At 34.3% G+C, this 24,936-nt stretch carries 11 protein-coding genes; 3 read left to right on the forward strand and 8 right to left on the reverse strand.

Features of this window, described 5'->3' with window-relative positions:
- Window positions 1-66: 66 nt before the first annotated feature.
- Window positions 67-813, forward strand: a complete 747-nt coding sequence (locus SH09_RS00290; protein WP_042737616.1) for a poly-gamma-glutamate hydrolase family protein — start codon at window positions 67-69, stop codon at window positions 811-813.
- Window positions 814-1,028: 215 nt separating this feature from the next.
- Complete coding sequence (locus tag SH09_RS00295; RefSeq protein ID WP_042737617.1) at window positions 1,029-1,448, forward strand: YxeA family protein; 420 nt, start codon at window positions 1,029-1,031, stop codon at window positions 1,446-1,448.
- A gap of 577 nt (window positions 1,449-2,025) precedes the next feature.
- Here the strand turns inward: SH09_RS00295 and rpsR are convergent.
- The 6 genes from rpsR to rpsF all read right to left on the reverse strand — a co-directional run bounded on the left by rpsR (window position 2,026) and on the right by rpsF (window position 22,106).
- Complete coding sequence (gene rpsR, locus SH09_RS00300; RefSeq protein WP_042737618.1) at window positions 2,026-2,268, reverse strand: 30S ribosomal protein S18; 243 nt, start codon at window positions 2,266-2,268, stop codon at window positions 2,026-2,028.
- A 287-nt stretch (window positions 2,269-2,555) separates the two neighbouring features.
- A complete protein-coding gene (locus SH09_RS00305; RefSeq protein ID WP_042737619.1) occupies window positions 2,556-3,251 on the reverse strand; it encodes a thioesterase II family protein in 696 nt (231 codons plus the stop codon).
- Between the two features lie 11 nt (window positions 3,252-3,262).
- On the reverse strand, window positions 3,263-3,895 hold the full coding sequence (locus SH09_RS15750; RefSeq protein ID WP_052495386.1) for a 4'-phosphopantetheinyl transferase family protein: 633 nt from the start codon (window positions 3,893-3,895) through the stop codon (window positions 3,263-3,265).
- A gap of 73 nt (window positions 3,896-3,968) precedes the next feature.
- Entirely contained in the window at window positions 3,969-20,768 is a 16,800-nt protein-coding gene (locus SH09_RS00315; protein WP_052495387.1) for a non-ribosomal peptide synthetase, read from the reverse strand.
- A gap of 498 nt (window positions 20,769-21,266) precedes the next feature.
- Entirely contained in the window at window positions 21,267-21,782 is a 516-nt protein-coding gene (ssb, locus tag SH09_RS00325; RefSeq protein WP_042737620.1) for a single-stranded DNA-binding protein, read from the reverse strand.
- 18 nt (window positions 21,783-21,800) lie between these two features.
- A complete protein-coding gene (gene rpsF / locus SH09_RS00330; RefSeq protein WP_042737621.1) occupies window positions 21,801-22,106 on the reverse strand; it encodes a 30S ribosomal protein S6 in 306 nt (101 codons plus the stop codon).
- Between the two features lie 410 nt (window positions 22,107-22,516).
- Between rpsF and SH09_RS00335 the strand changes: the two genes are divergently transcribed.
- Window positions 22,517-23,308 carry a GH25 family lysozyme gene (locus tag SH09_RS00335; protein ID WP_042737622.1) on the forward strand — a complete coding sequence of 264 codons (792 nt, stop codon included), beginning with the start codon at window positions 22,517-22,519 and terminating at the stop codon, window positions 23,306-23,308.
- Window positions 23,309-23,602: 294 nt separating this feature from the next.
- Here the strand turns inward: SH09_RS00335 and ychF are convergent, their stop codons facing one another.
- On the reverse strand, window positions 23,603-24,700 hold the full coding sequence (gene ychF / locus SH09_RS00340) for a redox-regulated ATPase YchF (RefSeq protein WP_042737623.1): 1,098 nt from the start codon (window positions 24,698-24,700) through the stop codon (window positions 23,603-23,605).
- Window positions 24,701-24,916 (reverse strand): DUF951 domain-containing protein, encoded by a 216-nt coding sequence (locus SH09_RS00345; RefSeq protein WP_042737624.1) that lies wholly within the window; start codon window positions 24,914-24,916, stop codon window positions 24,701-24,703.
- Window positions 24,917-24,936 lie beyond the last annotated feature (20 nt).

Consider the following 24,936-nt stretch of genomic DNA (forward strand, 5'->3'; position numbering starts at 1 on the left):
TATCTTATTATAATTGTATTTGTTATAATCTTGTAATCAATCATTCTAAATCGTTTGGAGCTTTAAATGAGAAGTATTATAAAGGATTACCTATATTATGTAATCATGTTAACTATTGTAATAATCATTTGTTTAGTATTATATATACTCTATATCTGGAAACAAGACCAACCAGCAAATAACGACTATTACAAAGATTTTGCAGCACTCAAAGCAGACACGAAAGCACATAAAGACTGGGAAATTAATACTAAAACAACGAATAATAAAGACATTCTTATCACCACAATTCACGGTGGAGGGATTGAACCAGGCACATCAGAATTAGCCAAAATCATTTCTAAAAAAGGTGATTATAATTTATATAGCTTCGAAGGTTTATTACCATCAAACAATAAGAAACTCCACATCACCTCAACAAATTTTGATGACCCTAAGTTAACGGAAATGGTGTATAAATCAAACGAAGCCATTTCTATTCATGGTATTGAAGAAGACAACAAAGCCGTTTATATTGGTGGAAAAGATAAGAAAATGGCAAAATCTATTACTAAGCACCTTGAAAAGGAAGGCTTTAATGTTAAAAAAAGTCCACGCTACGTTAATGGCGATTCAGAACATAACATTATAAATAAAAATGATAGTGGTTCTGGTGTACAAATAGAAATATCGACTAAATACAGAAAGCAATTTTTTGAAGATGGTAAGTTAAATCGTTCAACACGTGAAAACACAAGTCACTACAGACACAATATTTATGATTTTGCCGAAGCTGTAACTAAAGGTATCAAGGAACAGACAAATAAAAAATAACAACTTTATAACATGAAACATTCATTACACAAAGCACGCTTTCGCGTAAAAAGACAATTTCTATTGTAATTATATAGAAATTGTCTTTTTCATTAATAACAATACGCAGTATATTAATTACATTTTTGTAAGGTATATTGTCACATTAAATTGTAGATATCATATATACAAATCTCTAGAATATAATTATAAATCTCTCTAAGGAGGAATTATTTTTGAGATTACTCTACAAGCTCATATTACCTATCTTATTATTGTTCGTTTTCATCTTTTTAGCATTATTTGGGTGGAAACTGTATGCAGAAAATCATCAAGATAATAATAAAGTACGCGATTACGCCAAGTTTAACCCTTTAATTCACAACGAATATTATTACGTCAAAATACAACAACCAATCAAAAAAAACGTTAATTATGCAGATAATGGGCAAAAATTTATTAGCTATACTTATAAACAAATTTCAGCCAATCATCAAGGTAACACAAAAGAAATTAAGTTCAACTCATTTAATGAGCATAAATTAAAACCAAATCATTACTTAAAACTTGAAATACGTTTAGGTGATACCCAAAGTTATAAAGAAGTACAGAAACAACAAGTACCAGAGGCTGCATTAGACAAGATAGACAACTAATTGAATCAATACACGAACATAGCAGATCCGCTCTAAAAACGAGTGAGCGAATCTGCTATGTATATTTCATTTATTAACGCGAATACAACTGGTTTCTGCAAAAAATGATTTATCCTTAAAGATGGTCTCTTGCTTTCAAAACATACTCTTAAAATCTTTCTACTATCAAAAATCCATTTCATTAAGACAAGACAACATGATACCCTTTAAATACATTACTTAAAATGAGATAATAATTATAAAGATTTTATAAATTAGTAACGAAAATAAAGTTTCTGATTTTAATAAAAAAGACTACGAAGCAGACCCACCTCTAATTTGGGGGTTTTAACTTCAGAAAAGCACTAACTACTCAACCTAATGAATAGTTAGTGCTTTTTGTTTAAACTAGTAATTTATATTTCACAGCTAGTTCAACATCATGATCATAAGTCAATTAGCAATTTTTATTTAATCAACCCAGAAATTTAATAGATCTAATGTTAACTTCCCAGCATAACTCTAATTTCACAAACTCTAGAAACACAAAAAAACCCGTAAGCCTATGCCTACGGGGTTTTTTCAGATACAATAACTATTATTGTTCTTCTTTAACATATGGTAATAATGCCATATGACGAGCACGTTTAATAGCTAAAGTTAACATACGTTGATATTTAGCTGAAGTGCCTGTTACACGACGTGGTAAAATTTTACCGCGTTCTGAGATAAAACGTTTTAATAATTCTGTGTCTTTATAGTCGATGTGTGTAATTCCGTTTGCTGTGAAGTAACAAACTTTTTTACGACGACGTCCGCCTCTTCTTGGTCCACCTGCCATGGTTAACTGCCTCCCTTGTTGATTATTTTTTTATAACGTTCATATGCGTTCTTTATCAATCACTCTATGGCGATTCATGTTTATACGTTTCTATTATTAAAAGATTTATAATATGTGTGAAATATTGTATTAAATCTTTACGTGTGTGTATATGTGCACCACTAATAGTATAAAATTATATGACATTTGTCAATATGTTCTAAACTATAAATACACATTTCATAGTAATATTTTCATCTTTCAACAATTCAACGCATAAAATATCACATATCACTCAATCATCACAATTAGTGATTTAAGACGAGTTTGATTTTTTCACTGAATCCATCGTATTGGTTATTGATAAAGAAATGTCCGCCATCGAAAAATTGATAATCAACTTGGCCTCTCGTTAAATCTGACCACTTGTAGATATCTTGATCACAAATCTTATCTTGTTTTCCAACAAAGACAGAAATATTTGCTTTTACTTTTTCAGCTTTAGGCTTATTATCGTAGTAATCTATTGCTAAGAAGTCATTCTTTAAAGAAGGTTTTACAAGTTCCCATAGTTCTTCGTGAGCTAATACCTCTTCTGGTGTACCGCCTTTATCTTTAATAAATTGCTTAAATTCTTCGTCAGTCATATTGGCAATATTATTGTTACGGTCTATGCAGCCTATAGGTTCACTTGCGCAGAGAATCATATGCTCAGGTCTATAACCTAGTTCATCTAATTTGTAATATAATTCATAAGCTAAAATAGTTCCTAAGCTATAACCAAGTAGGATAAATGTTTCTGGCTCTTCTTTAACAATTTGATTTGCTAAATCATCAACCATGTCTTCGATGCTATCTAGTGCATCTTCAATCAGTCTTTCACCACGACCAGGTAACTCTAATGGTTTAAATTGGATGTGGCTCGGTAATTTGTCTTTCAACGGATAATATAAGGTTTTGCTTCCCCCTGCAAACGGAATACAAAATAATGTTGTCTTTGCCATATTCTCGCCCCTTAACATATACATTCTGCATTAAATGTATGTGTGATGTCTGTGAAATTTACTTTTATATCTTGATTAGCAGTTTCTAAAATTATTGATAATGCATATTGATTAAATAATAATTTATGAAAACTGGATAAACGTTGTTCTTGATTATTTACTAATTCAATCATCTTATAAGTGTGTCCTTCTGGCGTAATTGAAAAGCTATCTAACGCTTTATATATTCCAGTTCCAAGCATCTTGATATAACATTCTTTCAATGTCCACACTTCAAAAAAACGGTTCAACTGTGCTTGTTCATTGTTATCTTTCTTGATGTATTGATATTCAGCCTGCGCAAAATAATTTTTGGCAATCGTTAAGTCGATAGGTTCTACTTTTTCTATATCAATACCTACATTCATGTCACTAACGATACAAACCGAAAAACCATCCGTATGCGAAATATTTAAGTGTTTGTTATATGGCCTATACAACAAAGGTTTCCCATAATCGCCTGTTTTAAACGCAATATCGTCAATTTCATGACCAGTTGCCGCTTTAACACAAAAACACTTAAACAATTCTGAGTATTTAGCATTACGTCGTTTATTTTGATAAATTGAATCACTGGTATCTAATAAATATACAGTAACTTCCACTGTATCACTTCCACATTTTGTATTAGCAAAGCAATTGAAGCAGCAAATAAGTATTTGCTGCCTCAGTTGTTGCTTAGAAATTATTTTTTGGATGACTGATCATTTTTGAAAGTATTTCATTATCTGTCGGTTTCCACTCGAAGTTTAGTTTTTCTAAGATGTAATTTGTCTTAAAGTCTAATACTTCAAAGTGAGATTTGTTAAACATATTGTTATCTAGGATGCCTGTGTGTAATAAGAAATCATTTATTTCATCACTCTTAATACCTTGTTCAATACATTCCATTAAGAAGTCCATAAAGTCATTCCATTGAATATTCTCGATGTGATAATCATGTTGATTATAAACATTCATCAATTGCGTTAATGTAAGATGATGTGTGTTGTAAATGTGATGAATCTCATTCGTCAACTGGTTGTTTTTAATCAATGTACTACAAGCTTCAGCGGCTTGGTCTACTGGTGTGAACTCTAAGCTATCATCTGGTAAGTCTGGGAATTTTTCCAGTTTCTTGAATGATTTAATAACGCTATAGAAGGCGTTATTTTCTTCATTTTTCTGGAATAAACCAGTTCGAGAATCACACTGTAAGTTACCCAGTCTGTAAATATTTGTTTCTACGCCTTGTTTACGGCTATCGATTAATATTTTTTCAGCTTCAATTTTACCATCTAAGTACACGTTGTTTGGTTTTTGACCAATATCTACATCGTATTCAGAGAATGTTAATTGCGCCTTGTCTTCAACTTTACCTGAAGCAATTGAAATGGTAGACATATGGTGAATTTCTTTTGCTTTACCATCTTGTGCAAATTGGATAATTTGTTCAATACCACCAACGTTGGCACCATATGATGCATCTTTTGTTGCAAAGTGATTTACATTGGCTGCAGCATTAACAATTAAATCAATTTCTTCTGACAATGCTGCATATGTTGATTCACCCATACCTAATTGAGGTGATTCGATATTACCTTCAACAATGTGAATTCTATTTGCAAATGACTCATCAATTTGAGATTCAAAATAGTAAACCCAGTTGTTATGCAATTTCGTTTCTCCAGTAATCTCTTTATTACTTCGAACCATCACATAGATATCAAAGTCAGTATCTTCTAGTAAGTTGTTTAGTAAATAAATACCAAAGAATCCAGTCGCACCTGTGAGTAATACATTTTTATTAGACTTAACCGCTTCAACATCAATAACCTCATAATTTGCTGCACTATTTTCTTTATAGCTTTCAATTTCTTGAATGAAATCATTGCTGAATTGATGTGGCTGTTCTAAGTTAAACTCTTTTAACGATGCTAACTTAGTCAATAAGTTCGTGTCAGCACTATCATCTAACGCTTCGCTGATGCGCTCTATCGTCTGTAGCTCAAACAAGTCTTTAATAGAAATATTATATGTCTTAGATAACTCTGAAGTTAACTTGATTGCTTTAATTGAATCGCCACCAATTTCAAAGAAGTTATCGTACACGCCAACTTGCTCTACATTCAAGACATGCTTAACCGCTTCAACTATTGTTGCTTCAGTTGCATTTCTAGGCTCAACATAAGTCTTGCTTTCTACCTCAATTTCAGGTAATGCGCGTTTATTCAATTTACCATTTGCAGTCAACGGTAATTGCTCGATTTGCATCATATATGCAGGAACCATGTAGTCAGGTACTTTCTTCCCTAATTCAGCTTTGATATCACTGAATGAGATTTCTTGATCTGAAACTAAGTAAGCGCAAATAGATAAATCATCTCCAACCATTTGTCTAACGATTACACCTACATCTGATATACCATCAATTCTACGTAAATGACTCGCAATTTCTCCAAGCTCAATACGGTAACCACGGATCTTAACTTGTTCATCGATACGTCCAATATATTCAAGTTCACCATCTGCTCTCCATTTTGCTAAGTCACCAGAACGATATAATTTACCTTCACCAAATGGATTGTCGATAAATTGTTGTTCTGTTAAGCCTGGACGGTTTAAATAACCATGTGTAACTGCAATGCCACCGATACAAAGCTCGCCAGGAACACCAATACCCATTAGATTATTCTTCTCATTTAAAATATAAATTTGAACATTTGAGATTGGTCTACCAATCGGAATAATATCGTATGTTTCACTTGGATATAGTGGATTACACACCACTTCAATCGATGCTTCTGTTGGTCCATATAAATCTATAAGTAGAGAATTATTTGGTCTACCCAGCAAGTCATTAAATCGATTAACTTGTTCTGGTTTCAACGCTTCACCACTTGATGGAATATAGTTTATTGACGCAATATCATCCATTCTATTTGTGGACTTAATGTAATCAATAAATACCCCTAGCATTGACGGTACAAAGTGAACCATTGTAATTTCATGTTCTTGAATCATTGTTGCTAGTTTATCTGGGTTACCTTCTTCTCCAGATGGTAGCAGTACTAATTGTGCACCTACCATAGCAAATCCAAAGATTTCCCAAACAGACACATCAAATGTATAAAGTGTCTTGAATAGTACCTTGTCTTCACTATTAATGTCGAATTCTTTAATCATCCAATTAATTCGGTTCATAACACCTTCGTATGATACGATTACGCCTTTTGGATTACCTGTAGTACCAGATGTGTAAATGATATACATTAAATCATCGGCAGTGACAACACTTGGTAAATTCTCAGTTGGCAGATGTTCTAATTCAGACTTGTCAGCTAAGTTAATGATGTGACCTTCATACTCAATCTGCTCATCTAGTGTCGCATCCGTCAATAATATCTTAGGTTGGCTGTCGTTTAGCATATAGTTAATACGATCCGTTGGATTGTGAGGATCAATTGGTACATATGCGCCGCCTGCTTTTAAGATACCGTAAATACCAATCATCATCTCTAAACTACGTTGAGTCAGCATTCCAACTACCATGTTTGGTTTTACGCCTTCAGCACGTAATTTATATGCAAGTTGATTTGCTTTATCGTTCAACTCTTGGTACGTCAAACTTTCTCCTTCATAAACGATGGCAGTACGATTCGGTGTTTGTTCAACTTGTGCTTCGAAATGATCCATAAATATACGTCTATTATCTAAAGTTTCACGCGTATTATTGAACTCACCAAGGATTAACGTTCGCTCATCGGCTGTTGCCATATTAATATCGCCAATATTATGTTCTGGTTGTTGTACGACATTAGCTAATAGTTCAATGTAATGTGCCAACATACGTTCAACTGTTTGATGTTCGAAAAGTTCCGCACCGTATTCAATAGAAACCTTATAATCGCCATCATCTTCAATCATCATGTTTAAGTCGAACTTAGCGTTGATATTTGTTGCTTCTTTCGGTTCAACAATCCAATCTTCGATATCTAGACTTTCTTTTTCATTATTTTGCAGTGTGAATAACACATCAAATAATGGATTTCTTGTTAGATCACGTTTTTCTACGATTTCGTCGACTAATTCTTCCAATGGATATTCTTGATGGTCATATGCCTTCAATGAAACATCTTTCACTTCATTTAACAATTGTTTAAATGATTTATTACTTTCAGGATATGCTCGCATTGGTAATGTATTTACAAACATGCCGACGATATTTTCAGTATCTTGGTGTGTACGACCAGCAATTGAACTGCCGACAACAACATCTTCTTGTCTGCTGTATTTATGCAATAACACCATAAATGAAGACAATAGAATCATGAAGTCTGTACAACCTGTTTTTTGTGTTAGACGATTGATTGCATGTCTAGTTTCTGCTGGTATTTGTGCACTTACTGTCTTACCAGTAAAGCTTTGTGATTTCGGTCTTGTGAAATCATACGGTAAGTCTAATACAGGTGCCTCTTCTTTAAATTGTGATAACCAGAACTCACGTTGTTCACTTAAATCACGTGTACTCATCCATTCGCTATAGTCTTTATATTGTACTTTCAACTCTTCTAATGTTTGATCGTGATATAAAGCCGTAAATTCTTTAATGATTAAATTAATTGAAAAACCATCTGAAATAACATGGTGAATATCAAATAATAATACATAACGTGACTCTGCTACTTTAACAATTTTAACTTTTAGCAATGGCGCTTGGCTTAAATCAAATGGTTGTACGAAATCATCTAATAATGTTTCGTAATGATCTGTACTAATTTCAGCATATTCTACATTGATTTCAGCTGAATCGTTAATCACTTGAACAGGTTCACCATCGATTGTTTCGAAGTGAGTACGCAATGTTTCATGACGTTCTATTAATGTTTGGAATACATTTTGCACACGTTCAGGATCAACTTCACCTTGAATTTCTAACATACTTGGCATATTATATGCGGTTTGACCTTTCACCATTTCATTAAGGACATAAAGTCGTTTTTGTGGTGATGAAGTTGTATAGTATGGCTGTTCTGCTGCTACTGGAATATGTTGTGCCGTTGTTTCATTCGCATGTTCATCAACAACTTTAGCTAGTTGAGCTATTGTTGGATTTTCAAACATAGCCTTCAATGGTAAACGCACACCGTTTGTAGCTTCAATCTTATTAATAATACCAATCGCTTTTAATGAATGACCACCAATTTCAAAGAAATTATCGTGAATACTTACTTGATCGATATTAAGATTAGCTTCATATATAGCTGCTAGCATTGCTTCTGTATCATTCGTAGGTGCTACGTATGCTTTACTTTCCACTTTGATTTCAGGTAATTTTTTCTTATCTAATTTACCGTTTGAAGTCACAGGTAACTGATCAATCTGCATCATATATGACGGTACCATATAGTCTGGTAATTTTTGACTTAATATAGCTTTTACATCATCATTATCGACTGCTTTATCAGATACGAGATATGCACAAATTGCTAACTCTTCTCCTGCCATTGGTTTAGCAACGACTGCTACATCTGAAATGTAATCAATTTGTCCTAGTAAGCTTTCAATTTCACCTAACTCAATACGGTAACCTCTAATCTTAACTTGCTCATCAATACGACCAAGATATTCTACGTTACCATTCGCACTCCATTTAGCTAAGTCGCCTGTACGGTATAACTTTCCTTCGCCGAATGGATTGTCGATAAATTTCTCTGCTGTTAAATCTGGTCTGTTGAGGTAACCTTTTGTCACACCAACACCGCCGATACAGAGTTCTCCAGGAACGCCAATACCCATTAGATTATTATCTTCATTCATGATATAAGCTTGAATATTAGCAATTGGTTTACCAATAGGAATCGTGTCATATGTTTGATCTGCAGTACATGGATAATAGATTACTTCAATAGAAGCTTCTGTTGGTCCATATAAGTCAATCAACAATGAATCATTTTGCTTACCAATGATTGCATTAAATTGATTTACTTGTTCTGGTTTCAATGCTTCTCCACTTGCCAATACATAATTAACTGTCGCAATGTTCTCTACTTTGTTAGTTGATTTTATAAAATCAATAAACACACCTAACATAGATGGCACAAAGTGTACCATTGAGATTTGATGTTGTTCTAATAGATCAGTAATTTTTTCTGGATTACTCTCTTCTCCAGATGGTAATAGCACGGCTTGACCGCCTATCATAGCGAATCCAAAGATTTCCCATACCGACACATCAAATGTAAATGGTGTCTTGAACAGAATCGTATCTTCACTACTAATATGATATTTATCAATCATCCAGTTCAGACGATTCATGACACCTTTATAAGGTACCATTACACCTTTAGGCTTACCTGTTGTACCTGATGTATAGATAATGTACATCAAGTTATCAACTGTAGTTACAGGTTCTAAATTGTCTGTTGCTTGTGTTGCAATCATCGTGTCTTCAGTCAAATCAACAACTTTATTATCAAATTCAATTGATTCATCTAATGCTTGATCTGTCAGCAGTACACTTGGTTGACTATCACCTAAGATATAGTTAATACGATCACTTGGATAATTAGGGTCAATCGGTACATAGGCACCACCCGCTTTTAAGATACCGTATATACCAATCATCATTTCTAAACTACGATTTGTCAGTAAACCGACTGGCGCATCAGGCACAATGCCTTCCACACGTAAATAATTAGCTAATTGATTTGCCTTCGCATTGAGTGCTTGATAAGTCAAGCTAACCCCTTCATATGTGATGGCTGTCTGTTTTGGTGTTTTAGCGACTTGTGCCTCAAATCTTTCTAAAAACGTTTTTGTATTATTTAATGGGACATCGGTATTATTGAATTCATTAAATATAATATCTTGTTCTTGTTGTGTAATCATTTCTAGATGACTGATGTTTTGTTCAGGTTGTTGTACGCTGTGCTCTAAGATTTCAACATAATGTGCCAACATACGTTCAACCGTGTCACGATCGAAGAGTTCTTGCGCGAATTCAAGAGCAATGCTATAACCATTATCATCAAATATTGTCATGCTCAAATCAAATTTAGCATTAGTCGTTGATGGTTCTTTGTGTTCTACTGACCAGTCATCAATTTGCAAGCTTTCTTTTTCATTATTTTGTAACGTGAATAGCACATCGAACAATGGATTACGTGTTAAATCACGTGTCTCAACAATTTCATCTACAAGTTCTTCTAATGGATATTCTTGATTATCAAATGCTTGTAATGATGTTGCTTTCACTTCTTCAAGCAATTGTTTAAATGATTTGTCACGCTCTGGGTAGGCACGCATTGCTAACGTGTTAACAAACATACCTAACATTTGCTCTGTTTCTTTATGTGTACGACCAGAGATCGGACTACCTACAACGATATCTTCTTGTCTACTATATTTATGCAATAGCACCATAAATGATGATAACAAGATCATATAATCCGTTGCACCGGTATCTTGCGCTAATTGTTGAATTGCATTTCTTGTTGCTTCAGAAATAGATACATTAACTGATTCACCTGTGTAACTTTGATGGTTTGTACGTGAATAATCATAAGGTAAATCAAGTACTGGTGCTTCATCTTTAAACTGAGACAACCAGAATTCACGTTGTTCATTTAAGTCACGTGTATGCATCCATTCACTGTAATCTTTATATTGTACATTTAATGGTTCTAAAGTTTGATTATGATACAACTCTGTAAATTCTTTAATAATAAGATTAATAGAGAATCCATCAGAGATAATATGATGCATATCAAATAAAAGTACATAACGTTGTTCTGCACATTTAACCACTTTCACTCTTAATAAAGGTGCTTGTTCTAAGTTAAATGGTCTGATGAACGCATTTAATAATGGTTCATAATCTTCTGTATAAGCAACCTCATATTCTACATTTATTTGAACTTTATCTTCGACAATTTGTACCGGTTCACCTTCAACTGTATCAAAGTGTGTACGTAATGCTTCATGACGGTTCACTAATTTTTGGAATGCATTTTGAACACGTTCAACATCAACAGTCCCTCTAATTTCTAACATACTTGGCATATTATAAGATGTTTGACCGTCCATCATTTCATTCAATACGTATAGACGTTTTTGTGGTGATGATGCTAGATAATGTGTCTTAGTTTCAGCCAATGGTATCTCTTGAGTTGATGATGCAGTCGCTTCATTTTCGATAGCTCTAGCTAATTGTGCCACTGTCGAATTTTCAAAAATCGTCTTCAACGGTACACGTACAGATAATTGGCTTTCTAGTTCGTTAATAACACTAATTGCTCTTAGTGAATGTCCGCCTATTTCAAAGAAGTTATCTGTTGCACCTACGCGTTCAATATTTAACACGTTGCCAAAGATTGTCGCAATTGTCTCTTCCATTTCATCACGTGGTTCAACATAGGCTTTTGCCTCTAATTCAATATCTGGAAGTCCTTTTTTATCTAATTTACCATTAGCTGTAACTGGCAATTGTTCAATTTGCGTCATATATGTTGGAATCATATACTCAGGTAATTTCTTAGATAGGACCGCTCTTACTACGTCAAAATCTATCGTACGATCTGAAACAAGATATGCAGCGATCATTGCTTCGTCACTACCTTGTGGTGCTTTAGTGACTACAGCAGCTTCAGATACTGCATCGATTTGAGCAATCAAACTTTCAATTTCACCTAATTCAATACGGTAACCGCGTATCTTGACTTGTTCGTCAATTCTACCAAGATATTCTAATTGTCCATCTTTTCTCCATTTTACTAAATCGCCTGTGCGATACATTTTGCCAGAACCAAATGGATTATCAACGTACTTCTCAGCAGTTAAATCTGGTCTATTCAAGTAACCTTGTGTGACATTTGCACCACCGATACACAATTCACCAGGTACACCAATACCTAACAAGTTATTATCTTCATTTAAGACATAACCTTGTGAGTTGGCAATAGGTCTACCGATAGGAACCTCTGTATAAGTTTGACCTGCAAAGACAGGATAATATGTTACCTCAACAGTTGTTTCAGTAGGTCCATATAAGTTGTATAGCAATGTTTGATTTGGTCCACCTAACAAGTGATTAAATTGATTTACATAGTCTACTTTTAGTGTTTCACCACTTGTAAATACATGATTTAACGAAACAATATCATCTTGACGGTGTGTTGTCTTAATGAAATCTATAAAGACGCTTAACATTGATGGTACAAAGTGTGCCATCGTAATATTATACGCATCGATTACGGAAGCTATCTTCTCTGGGTTACTTTCTTCTCCTGAGCGTAGCATGATAATTTCGCCACCCATAACTGCCCAACCAAAGACTTCCCAAATAGATACATCAAAGGTAAATGGTGTTTTGAATAATATTTTATCTGTAGAACCTAATTCGAAATAATCAACCATCCAATTAAGACGATTCATTACACTACTGTATGGAACCATAACACCTTTAGGTTTACCTGTTGTACCTGATGTATAGATAATATACATTAAGTTTGTTTCATCTGTAACATGTGCCAAATTATCTGTTGGTAAGCTATCAAGGAAGGAATTATTTGTTAACTTGATAATTTCCTTTTCGTATTTTATACCATAGCTTATATTTTCATCCGTGAGCAATACACGTGGATTACTATCTTCTAAAATGAAATTCGTACGCTCATGTGGATGATTTGGATCCAACGGTACATATGCGCCACCTGCTTTTAAAATGCCATAAATACCAATCATCATTTCTAAACGACGTTGTGACATTATACCTACTAGGTCATTAGGTTTAACGCCCTCATTACGTAATTGATACGCCACTTGATTTGCACGTTCGTTCAGTGCTTTATACGTTAATGTTTCACCTTCAAATGTAATTGCTACTTTGTCTGGTGATTGTGCCGCATGTTGTTCGAAACGTTCAACAAGTGTCACAGTGTTATCCAATGGCTGATCCGTATCATTGAATTGGTTCAAGATAAGTTCAGTTTCTGCTGTTGTTATAATGTCGATATCACTAATAAGTTGTTCTGGTTGCTGCGTTGCATTCGCAATCACTTCGATAAAGTGGTTTAACATACGTTCAACCGTATCTTTATCAAATAATTCTTCCGCATATTCTAACGAAACTTTATAGCCATCATTCTCATGAATTGTCATACTTAAATCAAATTTAGCATTAGTATAAGAGGCTTCCTTTTCTTCAACTGACCAATCTGATATTTCCAGACTATTTTTCTCATTATTTTGTAATGTGAATAGCACATCGAATAATGGATTACGTGTTAAATCACGTGTTTCAACAATTTCATCGACAAGTGCTTCTAACGGATATTCTTGATTATCAAAGGCATTTAACGATTGGTCCTTCACTTCTGATAAGAATTGTGCAAATGATTTTTCACTTTCAGGGTAAGCACGCATTGGTAAAGTATTAACAAACATACCAATCATATTTTCTGTATCTCTATGTGTACGCCCAGATATTGGACTACCTACAACGATATCTTCCTGACGGCTATATTTATGCAACAGTACCATAAATGATGATAATAACACCATGTAATCCGTACTGCCTGTTGCTTGAGTCAATTGTTGAATATGATGCTGAACAGATGTAGGCATATCTACAGTTACCGTTTTACCTGTGAAACTTTGTTGGTTGGGTCTTGAATGATCATACGGTAAATCAAGTACTGGCGCTTCATGCTCAAATTGACTTAACCAGAACTGACGCTGACTATCCAAGTCTCTTGAGCGCATCCATTCACTATAATCTTTATATTGTACATCTAATGGTTCTACCGCTTGACCATGATATAGCGCTGTAAATTCTTTGATAATCAAATTAATAGAGAAGCCATCAGAAACGATATGGTGCATATCAAACAATAAGATAAAACGTTGTTCTGATACTTTAACTATACTAACTCTAATTAACGGTGCCTTACTTAAGTCAAAAGGTTGTACAAAGTCACTTAATATACGCTCATAATCATCTGTCGTTACCTCATCGTAATCAACGACTACCGATGCAGAATCATTTATCACCTGTACAGGCTCTCCATCTTTAGTTTCAAAATGCGTTCTTAATGCTTCATGACGATCTACGATTGTTTGAAAAGCATCTTGCACACGCGCAACATCTACATTACCTTTGATTTCTAACATACTTGGCATATTGTAAGCCGTTTGACCATCTACCATTTCATTTAACACATATAAACGTTTTTGAGGTGATGAAGTCAGATAATATGGCTGCTGCTCTGCTTGCGGAATACTTTGAGTGCTCGCATCTACCGCATATTGTTCAACCGTTTTAGCTAATTGTAGAATCGTTGGACTTTCAAAAATAATTTTTAGTGGCAAACGTGTGCCAATTCGACTTTCTATTTGGTTAATAATGCCGATTGCTCTTAATGAGTGTCCACCGATTTCAAAGAAATTGTCAGTGATACTAACTTGTTTTAAATTTAAGACATCTTCATAAATTGCGACTAGCATTGTTTCCATTTCTGTCGTTGGTGCAACGTACGCCTTGCTTTCTACTTTGATTTCAGGTAATGCCTTACGATTCAACTTACCACTTTGTGTTACTGGTATATCTTCAATTTGCATCATATAGCTTGGCACCATGTAGTCTGGTAATTTATGACTCAGCTCTAATTTGATTGCCTCTAAATCAACGTTTTGTTCAGATACTACATAAGCGCAAATCGATAACTCTCCATCTAACATAGGTTTAGTAACCACTGCTACATCTAATAAATCTGTATTTTGGCGTAATACACTATCAATTTCGCCTAATTCAATACGATAACCACGTATCTTCACCTGTTCATCAATACGTCCTAAATAAGCGATGTTTCCATCAGCATTCCAACGCGTTAAATCCCCTGTGCGGTACATTTTACCTTCACCAAATGGATTGTCGACAAACTTTTCTGCTGTCAATTCAGGTCGATTCAAATAACCATTCGTTACATTAGTACCAGCAATACATAATTCACCTGCAACACCGATACCCATTAAGTGATTGTCAGCATCTAAGATATACGCTTGTGTATTAGCAATCGGTTTACCAATTGGTATAGCATCATATTGTACATCAGCTACACAATCAAAGCTTGTTACATCAATAGTAGTTTCAGTAGGACCATAGAAATTCAATAACAATGTATTATTCTTAGTCCCAATATGTTCATTAAACTGGTTAACTAGTTCTGGTTTTAATGCTTCACCACTAGCCAACACATATCTCAAGCTTGAAATTAAATGCGCTTGATCTGTCGCTTTGATAAAGTTAATAAACACACTGAACATAGACGGCACGAAATGTACCATAGTCGCTTTATTATTATGAATAAGTGACATTATTTTTTCAGGATTACCTTCTTCACCAGATGGCAATAGCGCTGCTTGTGCACCAATCATCGCGAAACCAAACACTTCCCAAACAGACACATCAAACGTAAATGGTGTCTTAAAGGAAATTGTATCTTCGCTCGTAATACCATAGGTTTCAATAATCCAATTCAAGCGGTTCATAACACTTTCTCCAGGTACAAGTACACCTTTTGGTCTACCTGTCGTACCAGATGTATAAATAACATACATTAAGTTAGAAACATCTGTATTATGTTGCAAGTTGTCTGTTGGCAATGACCAAATTGATTTATCCGCTGTTAAATCAATCACCTTATGATTAAACACAATATTTTCATCTAATGGTTTGTCTGTCAGCAATACTGGCGCTGCACTATCTTCTAAAATGTAATTAATACGATCGACAGGATAATTTGGATCAACAGGTACGTATGCACCGCCTGCTTTTAAGATACCGAATATACCAACAATCATTTCGATACGTCGATTCGTCATGACTGCTACTAATGTGTCTGCACCGACACCTTCATCACGCAATTTATACGCAACTTGGTTTACACGTTCGTTCAATGCTTGATAAGTCAAACTTTCCCCTTCAAAGGTAAGTGCCACTTTATCAGGTGCTTTGGCCACTTGCTGTTCAAAACGCTCAACAAATGTTTGCGTGTTATTATAAGGCATCTCAGTATCATTAAAGTCATTAAGAATTAAGTGCTGCTCTTGTTCAGTAATTAATTCTAATTCACTAATTTTATACTCAGGATGCATAGTAATTTCAGCTACAAGTTCCATAAAGTGTTCCAACATACGTTCAATTGTTTCAGGTTCAAACAACTCTTCAGCATATTCTAACGCCACACTATAACCATCATTGTCATAAATTGTCATACTTAAATCGAATTTAGCATTTGTAACTGACGACTCTACTTGTCTTGTAGACCAGTCATCAATTTGGAAGCTTTCGTTTTCAGTGTTTTGTAATGTAAATAACACATCAAACAATGGATTACGTGTTAAATCACGCTTTTCTACGATTTCTTCAACTAGTGATTCTAATGGATATTCTTGATTATCAAAGGCTTCTAATGATGTTGTCTTTACTTCATCTAATAACTGCGTAAATGATTTATTTCGTTCAGGGTTTGAACGCATCGCCAATGTATTAACAAACATTCCGAGCATATTTTCAGTATCTTTATGCGTACGGCCAGAAATTGGGCTACCTACAACGATGTCTTCTTGACGACTATATTTATGCAATAGCACCATAAATGAAGAAAGTAAGATCATATAATCCGTACTACCAGTCTGTTGAGATAATGACTGAATCGCACGTTTAGTTTGTTCCGGCATTTCGAGACTTATCGTCTTACCAGTAAAACTTTGTTGGTTAGGTCGCCCGTGATCGTATGGTAAATCAAGTACTGGCGCTTCTTCTTCAAATTGTGATAACCAGAACTGACGCTGATCATCCAAGTCTCTTGAACGCATCCATTCACTGTAATCTTTATATTGAATAGCTAATTCATCTAATTCACGACCTTTATATAGCGCCGTAAATTCTTTAATAATGATATTGATAGATAAGCCATCCGAAATTATGTGATGCATATCAAATAGTAATACATAACGTTTTTCATCACATTTCACTACTTTAACTCTTAGTAATGGCGCGTTAGCTAAATCAAATGGTCTAACAAAATCACTTAATAATTGATCATAATCAGACGTTGCTATTTCTTCATAACCTACTGTAATCTCACCTTGTTTATCTATGATTTGAACCGGCTCACCATCAACAGTATCAAAGTGCGTTCTCAACGCTTCGTGACGTTCAACAAGTGCTTGGAATGCGCTTTGTACACGATTAACATCTACATCACCAATAATTTCTAACATACTTGCCATATTATAAGCAGTCTGACCTTCAACCATTTCATTCAACACATATAAGCGTTTTTGAGGAGAAGATGTTAGATAATATGGTTTAGTTTCTGCTTGTGGAATCGTTTGACCTGCAATTTGTGTTTCACCATTCTCAAGTAAACTAGATAATTGTGATGCCGTTGGATTGTCGAAAATAGCCTTCAAAGGCAAACGTGTAGCTGTCTTACTTTCAATTTCATTGATAACACTAATTGCTTTTAAAGAGTGACCACCAATTTGGAAGAAATTGTCAAAAACACTGACACGTTCAACATTTAGCACACTACTAAAAATGTCCACAATAGTTTGTTCCATATCATTACGTGGCGCAACATAATCTTTACTGTCCACTTTAATGTCTGGCAATGCGCGTTTGTTTAACTTTCCGCTTTGAGATACTGGTAATGATTCAACTTGCATAATATATGCAGGAACCATATATTCAGGTAACTGTTTATTCAATTGTGCTTTGATAGCTTCTATATCAATAGACTCGTCGGATACAATATAAGCGCAAATTGACAATTCTTCATCAACTACTGGCTTTGCTACAACAGCTACATCTGCAACAATATTTTGTTGACGTAGTACATTTTCAACTTCTCCGAGCTCAATACGATATCCACGGATTTTAACTTGTTCATCAATACGACCTAAATAAGTAATATTACCATCAGTTTCCCATTTGGCTAAATCACCTGTACGATACATCTTACCTTTGCCAAAAGGATTGTCGACAAATTTTTCTGCTGTTAAATCAGGACGATTCAAATAACCATTTGTCACATTGGTACCAGCAATACATAATTCACCAGCGACACCTATAGCCATCAAGTTGTTACTGTCATTTAAAATGTATGCCTGCGTATTTGCTACCGGTTTACCAATTGGAATCATGTCATATTGTGTACCAACCTCACAATCAAAGCTTGTCACATCAATGGTTGCTTCAGTTGGACCATATAAATTAATAAGTAGCGTATCATTTTTCTCAGCAATCAATTCATTAAATTGATTTACCAATTCTGGTTTTAATGCTTCGCCACTTGCTAAGACATATCTCAAACTTGAAACCGACGCAGCTTGATTCGATGCTTTAATATAATTAATAAATACACTAAACATTGATGGTACAAAGTGAACCATGGTAGGTTGTGACGATGCAATAACAGATACAATTTTTTCAGGATTACCTTCTTCTCCTGATGGTAAAAGTACCGCTTGTGCACCAATCATACCAAAACCGAAGACTTCCCAAACAGACACATCAAACGTAAACGGTGTCTTAAAGAACACTTTGTCTTCATCTGTAATGTCATATTTATCAATTAACCAGTTCAATCGATTCATGACACTTTCTCCGGGTACAAGCACACCTTTAGGTTTACCTGTCGTACCAGATGTGTAAATGACATACATTAGGTTAGAAACATCTGTATTATGCTCTAAATTTTCTGCAGACAACGCTTCAAATGTTTGTGTTTGAGTAATATCAATTACATTATTGTTATAGACTATTTCAGAACTTAACGGTTGATCAGTTAGCAACACCTTAGCTGCACTATCTTCCAAAATATAGTTAATACGTTCTGTAGGATAATTAGGATCAATTGGTACATAGGCGCCACCAGCCTTCAGAATGGCATATATCCCTATAATCATTTCAATTCTTCTATTTGACATAACTGCCACAAGAGAATCGGGCGTTACACCCTCAGCACGTAATTGGCGAGCCATTTGGTTAACTTTGCCATTCAATGCTTCATACGTTAAACTTTCTCCTTCAAATGTAACTGCAGTCTTGTTAGGATGTTGAGCAACCTGTTGCTCAAATCGTTGAACAAACGTCGTATCATTATTTAGTGCTAATGATGTATCATTAAAGTCATTTAAAATCGTTTCTCTTTCTTCACCATTAACCACTTCAATATCTTTAATTTGTGACTCTGGTTGTTCGATTATATGATTTAATACGTGGAAGATTGTTTCATGTAAATGATAGATACCTTCTTCATCTAAAGCATCTATTTGGAAATCATAATCGATATCCATACCTTCACCATTACTTCTGTTACTCAAGTTAACACTAAGTGGCGAATTGTTTGTTCCATTATCTAACCATTCATCCGTATAACCCTCTTCGATAAACTCAGCGTCATATTGTGTGTTTTGGAAAGAAACAAAACAGTCTACTAGACCTTTTTTATTACCACTGTTTTCTACAATATAGTCATATGGATATTTTCTATGCTTTAATAGATTCAAGCTTTCTCTACGAATTTTTTCAAGGTAATCTTGAACGGTTTGTTCTGGATCTGTATCAACAATCATTGGTAATACACGTGAGAATATTCCAGTTGATGATTTTTCCTTCTTCGTATTCCTGTTATGTATAAGTAGTCCGACAGAATTGGTTGTAGAAAGTGTGTTCTTGTGTTTGATGATTTGCATAATTGCAGAGAACAAATTACTAATACTAACTCCATGCGCCTCACAGTATTGGAAGATACGCTTAGTTTCAGCTTCAGATAATTTCACACTTATTCTCTTACCTATAGCGCTATCTAACGTGGATTTATCAAATAAAATGTTGTCTTCGAAATTTTCTAACTTTTCTAACCAGAAAGCCTTGTCTTTATTAAAACGGTTTGTCGTTTCATATTTATCTTCTGATTCTATTGCCTCAAAATAAGTAGCCCCAATATCTTCTTCAGATACAGATTTACCTAATAACTTTTTAATTAAATTATTTACAACAATCGTTACACCCCATGCGTCACTAATTAAATGATGTTGCAATAGGAAGATACCATAATATCCTTCAGGATACTTAAATACTACTGTCTTATATAATTTATCATCAAGATTAAAGATATTAGTGCTAGCTGTTTCTTTAATCCACTTTTCGTAACCTTCTTGATCTTGATAAAAATCAACAAATTCAAAATCTTCGTGTTCATAGTCTACTACATATTGTTTGTAAACACCGTCTTCTTTCGTAATTCTAATACGCAACGTATCATGTTGCTTCACTATCTCGTTGAAGGCTTCATTAATCTCATCATATGATACGTCATTTTTCATATGTACTACACCAGCGATGTTACTAATACTTGTATTCTCATAATATTGTTCAATCTGTAATATTTCTTTTTGTGCATAAGATAATAATTTTGTTTCAGTCAATGCAGCGAACCTCCTATCAATCTACAGTAAAAAAATATAATAATATTATTCTATTTTATAACCAATCGTATAATATTTATTATAAGTTACAGTTACATAAATTAATTCCCATTTATACTCTTTCTAAACATTTTAAAGTTTATTTTTGTAATATTTTTATAGAGCAATTTTGTGCTTAAAATTTAAATACAAAAATATTTTATTAATATTTTACTTTTAATGTATCAAGGGCTTTTGTGTAAGGTGAAACTTTATATAATTTTTATAGGAGTTCTATCAAATGATAATGACCGATTTATGATAGTGGTTAGAGTGCGTAAGGCATCGCATTCCACTTGGCGATATAAAATTGCATAAAAAAATACACCCTCATCTCTGAAGGTGTACTTCTTTATTGCATTATTATTCACACATTTCACACACACATATTTAATGCAATTCACACATATTATGATTAATCTTTAAATCTACATTTCGTATTCACACAATACTTGTAGATTAGAACGGTAAATCATCATCACTAATGTCAATCGGACCATTTGCATTTGCAAATGGATTATCTGATTGTCCATTGTTATTTGATGGGTTGTTGTTATTTTGATAAGACGTGTTTTGTCCAGATTGTTGTCCACCAAAACCTTGGCCATAGTCTTGGAAATTGTTATTTCCATCCTGTTGTTGACGTTGGTTTTGTCCTTTAGGTTCAAGGAATTGAACGCTATCACAAACAACTTCTGTTACAAAAATACGACGTCCTTCTTGGTTTTCATAGCTACGTGATTGAATGCGACCGTCAACGCCAGCTAAACTACCTTTTGAAAGATAATTATTTACATTCTCTGCTTGCTTTCTGAAAACAACACAGTTAATGAAATCAGCTTCGCGTTCCCCTTGCGCATTTGTAAACGTACGATTTACCGCTAGGGTAAAAGTCGCAACACTCACGCCTGAGGGTGTTGTTCTATATTCTGGATCTTTAGTTAAACGACCGACTAAAACAACTCTATTTATCATTTAAGCGACCCCCATTAATTATTTTCTTGTTTTATCTTCGTCTTCACGAATAACGATAAAACGGATGATGTCATCATTGATTTTAGCTAAACGTTGGAATTCGTCAGTAGCTTCGTTATTTTCAGTTTGGATACGTACGATATTGTAGTAACCTTCTGTGAAATCATTGATTTCATAAGCTAAACGACGTTTGCCCCAATCTTTAGTTTCTAAAACCTCTGATCCGTTAGTTGCTAAAATTCCGTTGAAACGTTCAACGACAGCTTTCTTAGCATCTTCTTGAATGTTTGGACGAACGATATACATAACTTCATATGTTCTCATTTTATAATTGCACCTCCTTGTGGTCTATACGGCTCATCATACTATATGATAAGCAAGGAATAATTTTCATTACTCACAGTCAAGAATTATAGCACACGGTATTACTTTTTACAATGATAATCAGTACGTCAAATATATATTTCAAATTTCGATGTTTCATATGAAACAATTTATCGAAAATCACATAAATCAACGTTCTAGAACCACAATATTATGTTGCAACACAATAATAACAATAACAAATTATACAATTGGAATTTGTTTTTTATAAAGTTTTAATGTTTTTCGACATAAGGTTGCTAAATAAAACTAATTCTATTAGCATATCAACTACGCTACATAATTTGTTGTTTACCCCTATGCACTTAGATTATTTTTAGGTAATTTTAAGCACATTAAAGGAGAAGACTATGGTTTCTACAATCAAAAAAGGTTTAATCACAACCACTGTTATTTTGGCATCTACTTTAACTATCCATTCTACTAATGCTGCCGAAGCAAATACGAGTGAGCAAGGTACGATGGGATATGGTTATCAAAAATATGTTTCGAAACATCCAGATGCACAATCCAAAGAGCAACAAACTAAACAAGTGCAACCTGAAGCTGCTACAAATGGTGAAAGAGTACTTGATATTTCAGAATGGCAAGGTGATTTAACAGAGCAACAAGTCAAATCACTGAAAGAAAACTATGATTTCATAATCATTCGTGCCCAATACGGTTCTGAAAAAATCGATGCTTCTCTAAGCCATAATTCAGCTATATTAGATAAATACAATTTGGACTTCGGGGTCTATTCTTACAGCATGTATGAAAATCCTGACGACGCCCGTTATGAAGCCCAAACACTATACAATCGCGCACCAAAAGCTAAATTTTACATCAATGATTTTGAACAAAATTCTGTAACATCTGGCACAACGGATCAAAGTACTAATGCATGGTATGACGAAATGAAGAGTCTTGCCGGAAACAAGAAAGTCTTATTTTATTCATATGAAAACTTTATGAAACAACATGCTACACAATCTGCTAATAATTATGATGGCGTATGGATTGCCAATTATAATGAGGCACAGCCTACTTCACCACACGTACTGTGGCAATATACAGACGGTTATAATTCACAAGAACTTAACCAAAAAGTAGATGCGAATTATTTAGGTCCAAATGTTAGCAGCAACTGGTTTACATCTTAAATGAATATAGTATTTACAAATACACCTAGATTGTTAAAGCATTAAAATAAACGTCAATTTCTATCATTTTTACAATTAAGGTAGGAATTGACGTTTTCTTGTTTTATGAAATTACAGTTTTACACTATGCTGAAAAGTTCATATTAAGACAACCATGTACTTTCAAAAGCATAAGCTAAATTAAAGTAAAAAGGAATAATCCATATATTGATAATACTCTGGATTATTCCTGTTATTTTGAGTATGGCCGCTATAACTCAAATTGATTTATATTTAAATATTCACTACGCTAGTTTAAACATTAAATCTAAAGTGCACGACGTCTCCGTCTTTCATGATATATTCTTTACCTTCAAGGCGTTGCTTACCAGCTTCTTTAGCACCACTTTCTCCATTGTATTCAACGTAGTCATCGTAACCTGTAACTTCAGCACGAATAAATCCACGCTCAAAGTCAGTATGGATGATGCCTGCACATTGTGGTGCTGTCATACCTTTAATAAATGTCCATGCTCTAACTTCTTGCACACCTGCCGTAAAATATGTCGCTAAACCTAGTAAATCATAAGTTGTGCGAATCAAGCGATCTAGACCCGGTTCTTCAATGCCTAAATCTTCTAAGAACATCTCTCTATCCTCATCGTCCAATGTTGCAATTTCTTCTTCAATTTTAGCACTGATAACGATAACTTCAGAATCTTCTTGTTGTGCATATTCACGAATTGTTTTCACTTTTTCATTATCTTCATCACCAATTTCATCTTCTCCAACGTTGGCAATGTATAACATTTCTTTAGATGTTAACAATTGTGCATGTTTAACATATCTTTGATCTTCTTCTGTAAACTCTAAACTTCTAACTGGCTTACCATCTGCTAAAGCTTCTTTAATTCTTGATAAAATACGCACTTCATTTTCAGCATCTTTATCCTTTTGTCTTGCCATCTTTTCAATTTTTGGCAAACGCTTCTCAACAGATTCTAAGTCTGCAAGAACTAATTCCATGTTAATAACTTCAATGTCATCAATTGGATTTACTTTACCAGAAACATGCGTCACGTTGTCATCATCAAAAGCACGTACAACCTGACATATCGCATCAACTTCACGGATATGTGACAAGAATTTATTACCTAAACCTTCACCCTTTGAAGCGCCCTTAACGATTCCAGCAATATCTGTAAATTCAAATGTTGTCGGGATGGTCTTCTTCGGTTGAACCATTTCTTCTAAGACATTAAGTCGACTATCTGGCACTTCTACGATTCCTACATTGGGATCGATTGTCGCGAAAGGATAATTCGCTGCAAGCGCACCTGCTTTTGTTATTGCGTTAAATAGCGTTGATTTACCTACGTTGGGTAGCCCAACAATACCTGCTGTTAAAGCCATTTATTCATTCTCCTTATTTTCAGTATCTTGATTGGATACTAGTATTTTCTTCATTTTTTTATTAAACGTTTGTCTAGGAATCAAAATACTTCGCTGACAATTTTCACATTTTATTCGGATGTCTGCACCAACACGAATAATCTTGAAACGATTCGTCCCACATGCATGTTGCTTCTTCATCTCTACAATATCATTCAAACCGTAATCTGATGTCATGATGTCACACCTCCGAACTT

This window comes from Staphylococcus gallinarum, from assembly GCF_000875895.1.
In the GTDB taxonomy this organism is placed as follows: domain Bacteria; phylum Bacillota; class Bacilli; order Staphylococcales; family Staphylococcaceae; genus Staphylococcus; species Staphylococcus gallinarum.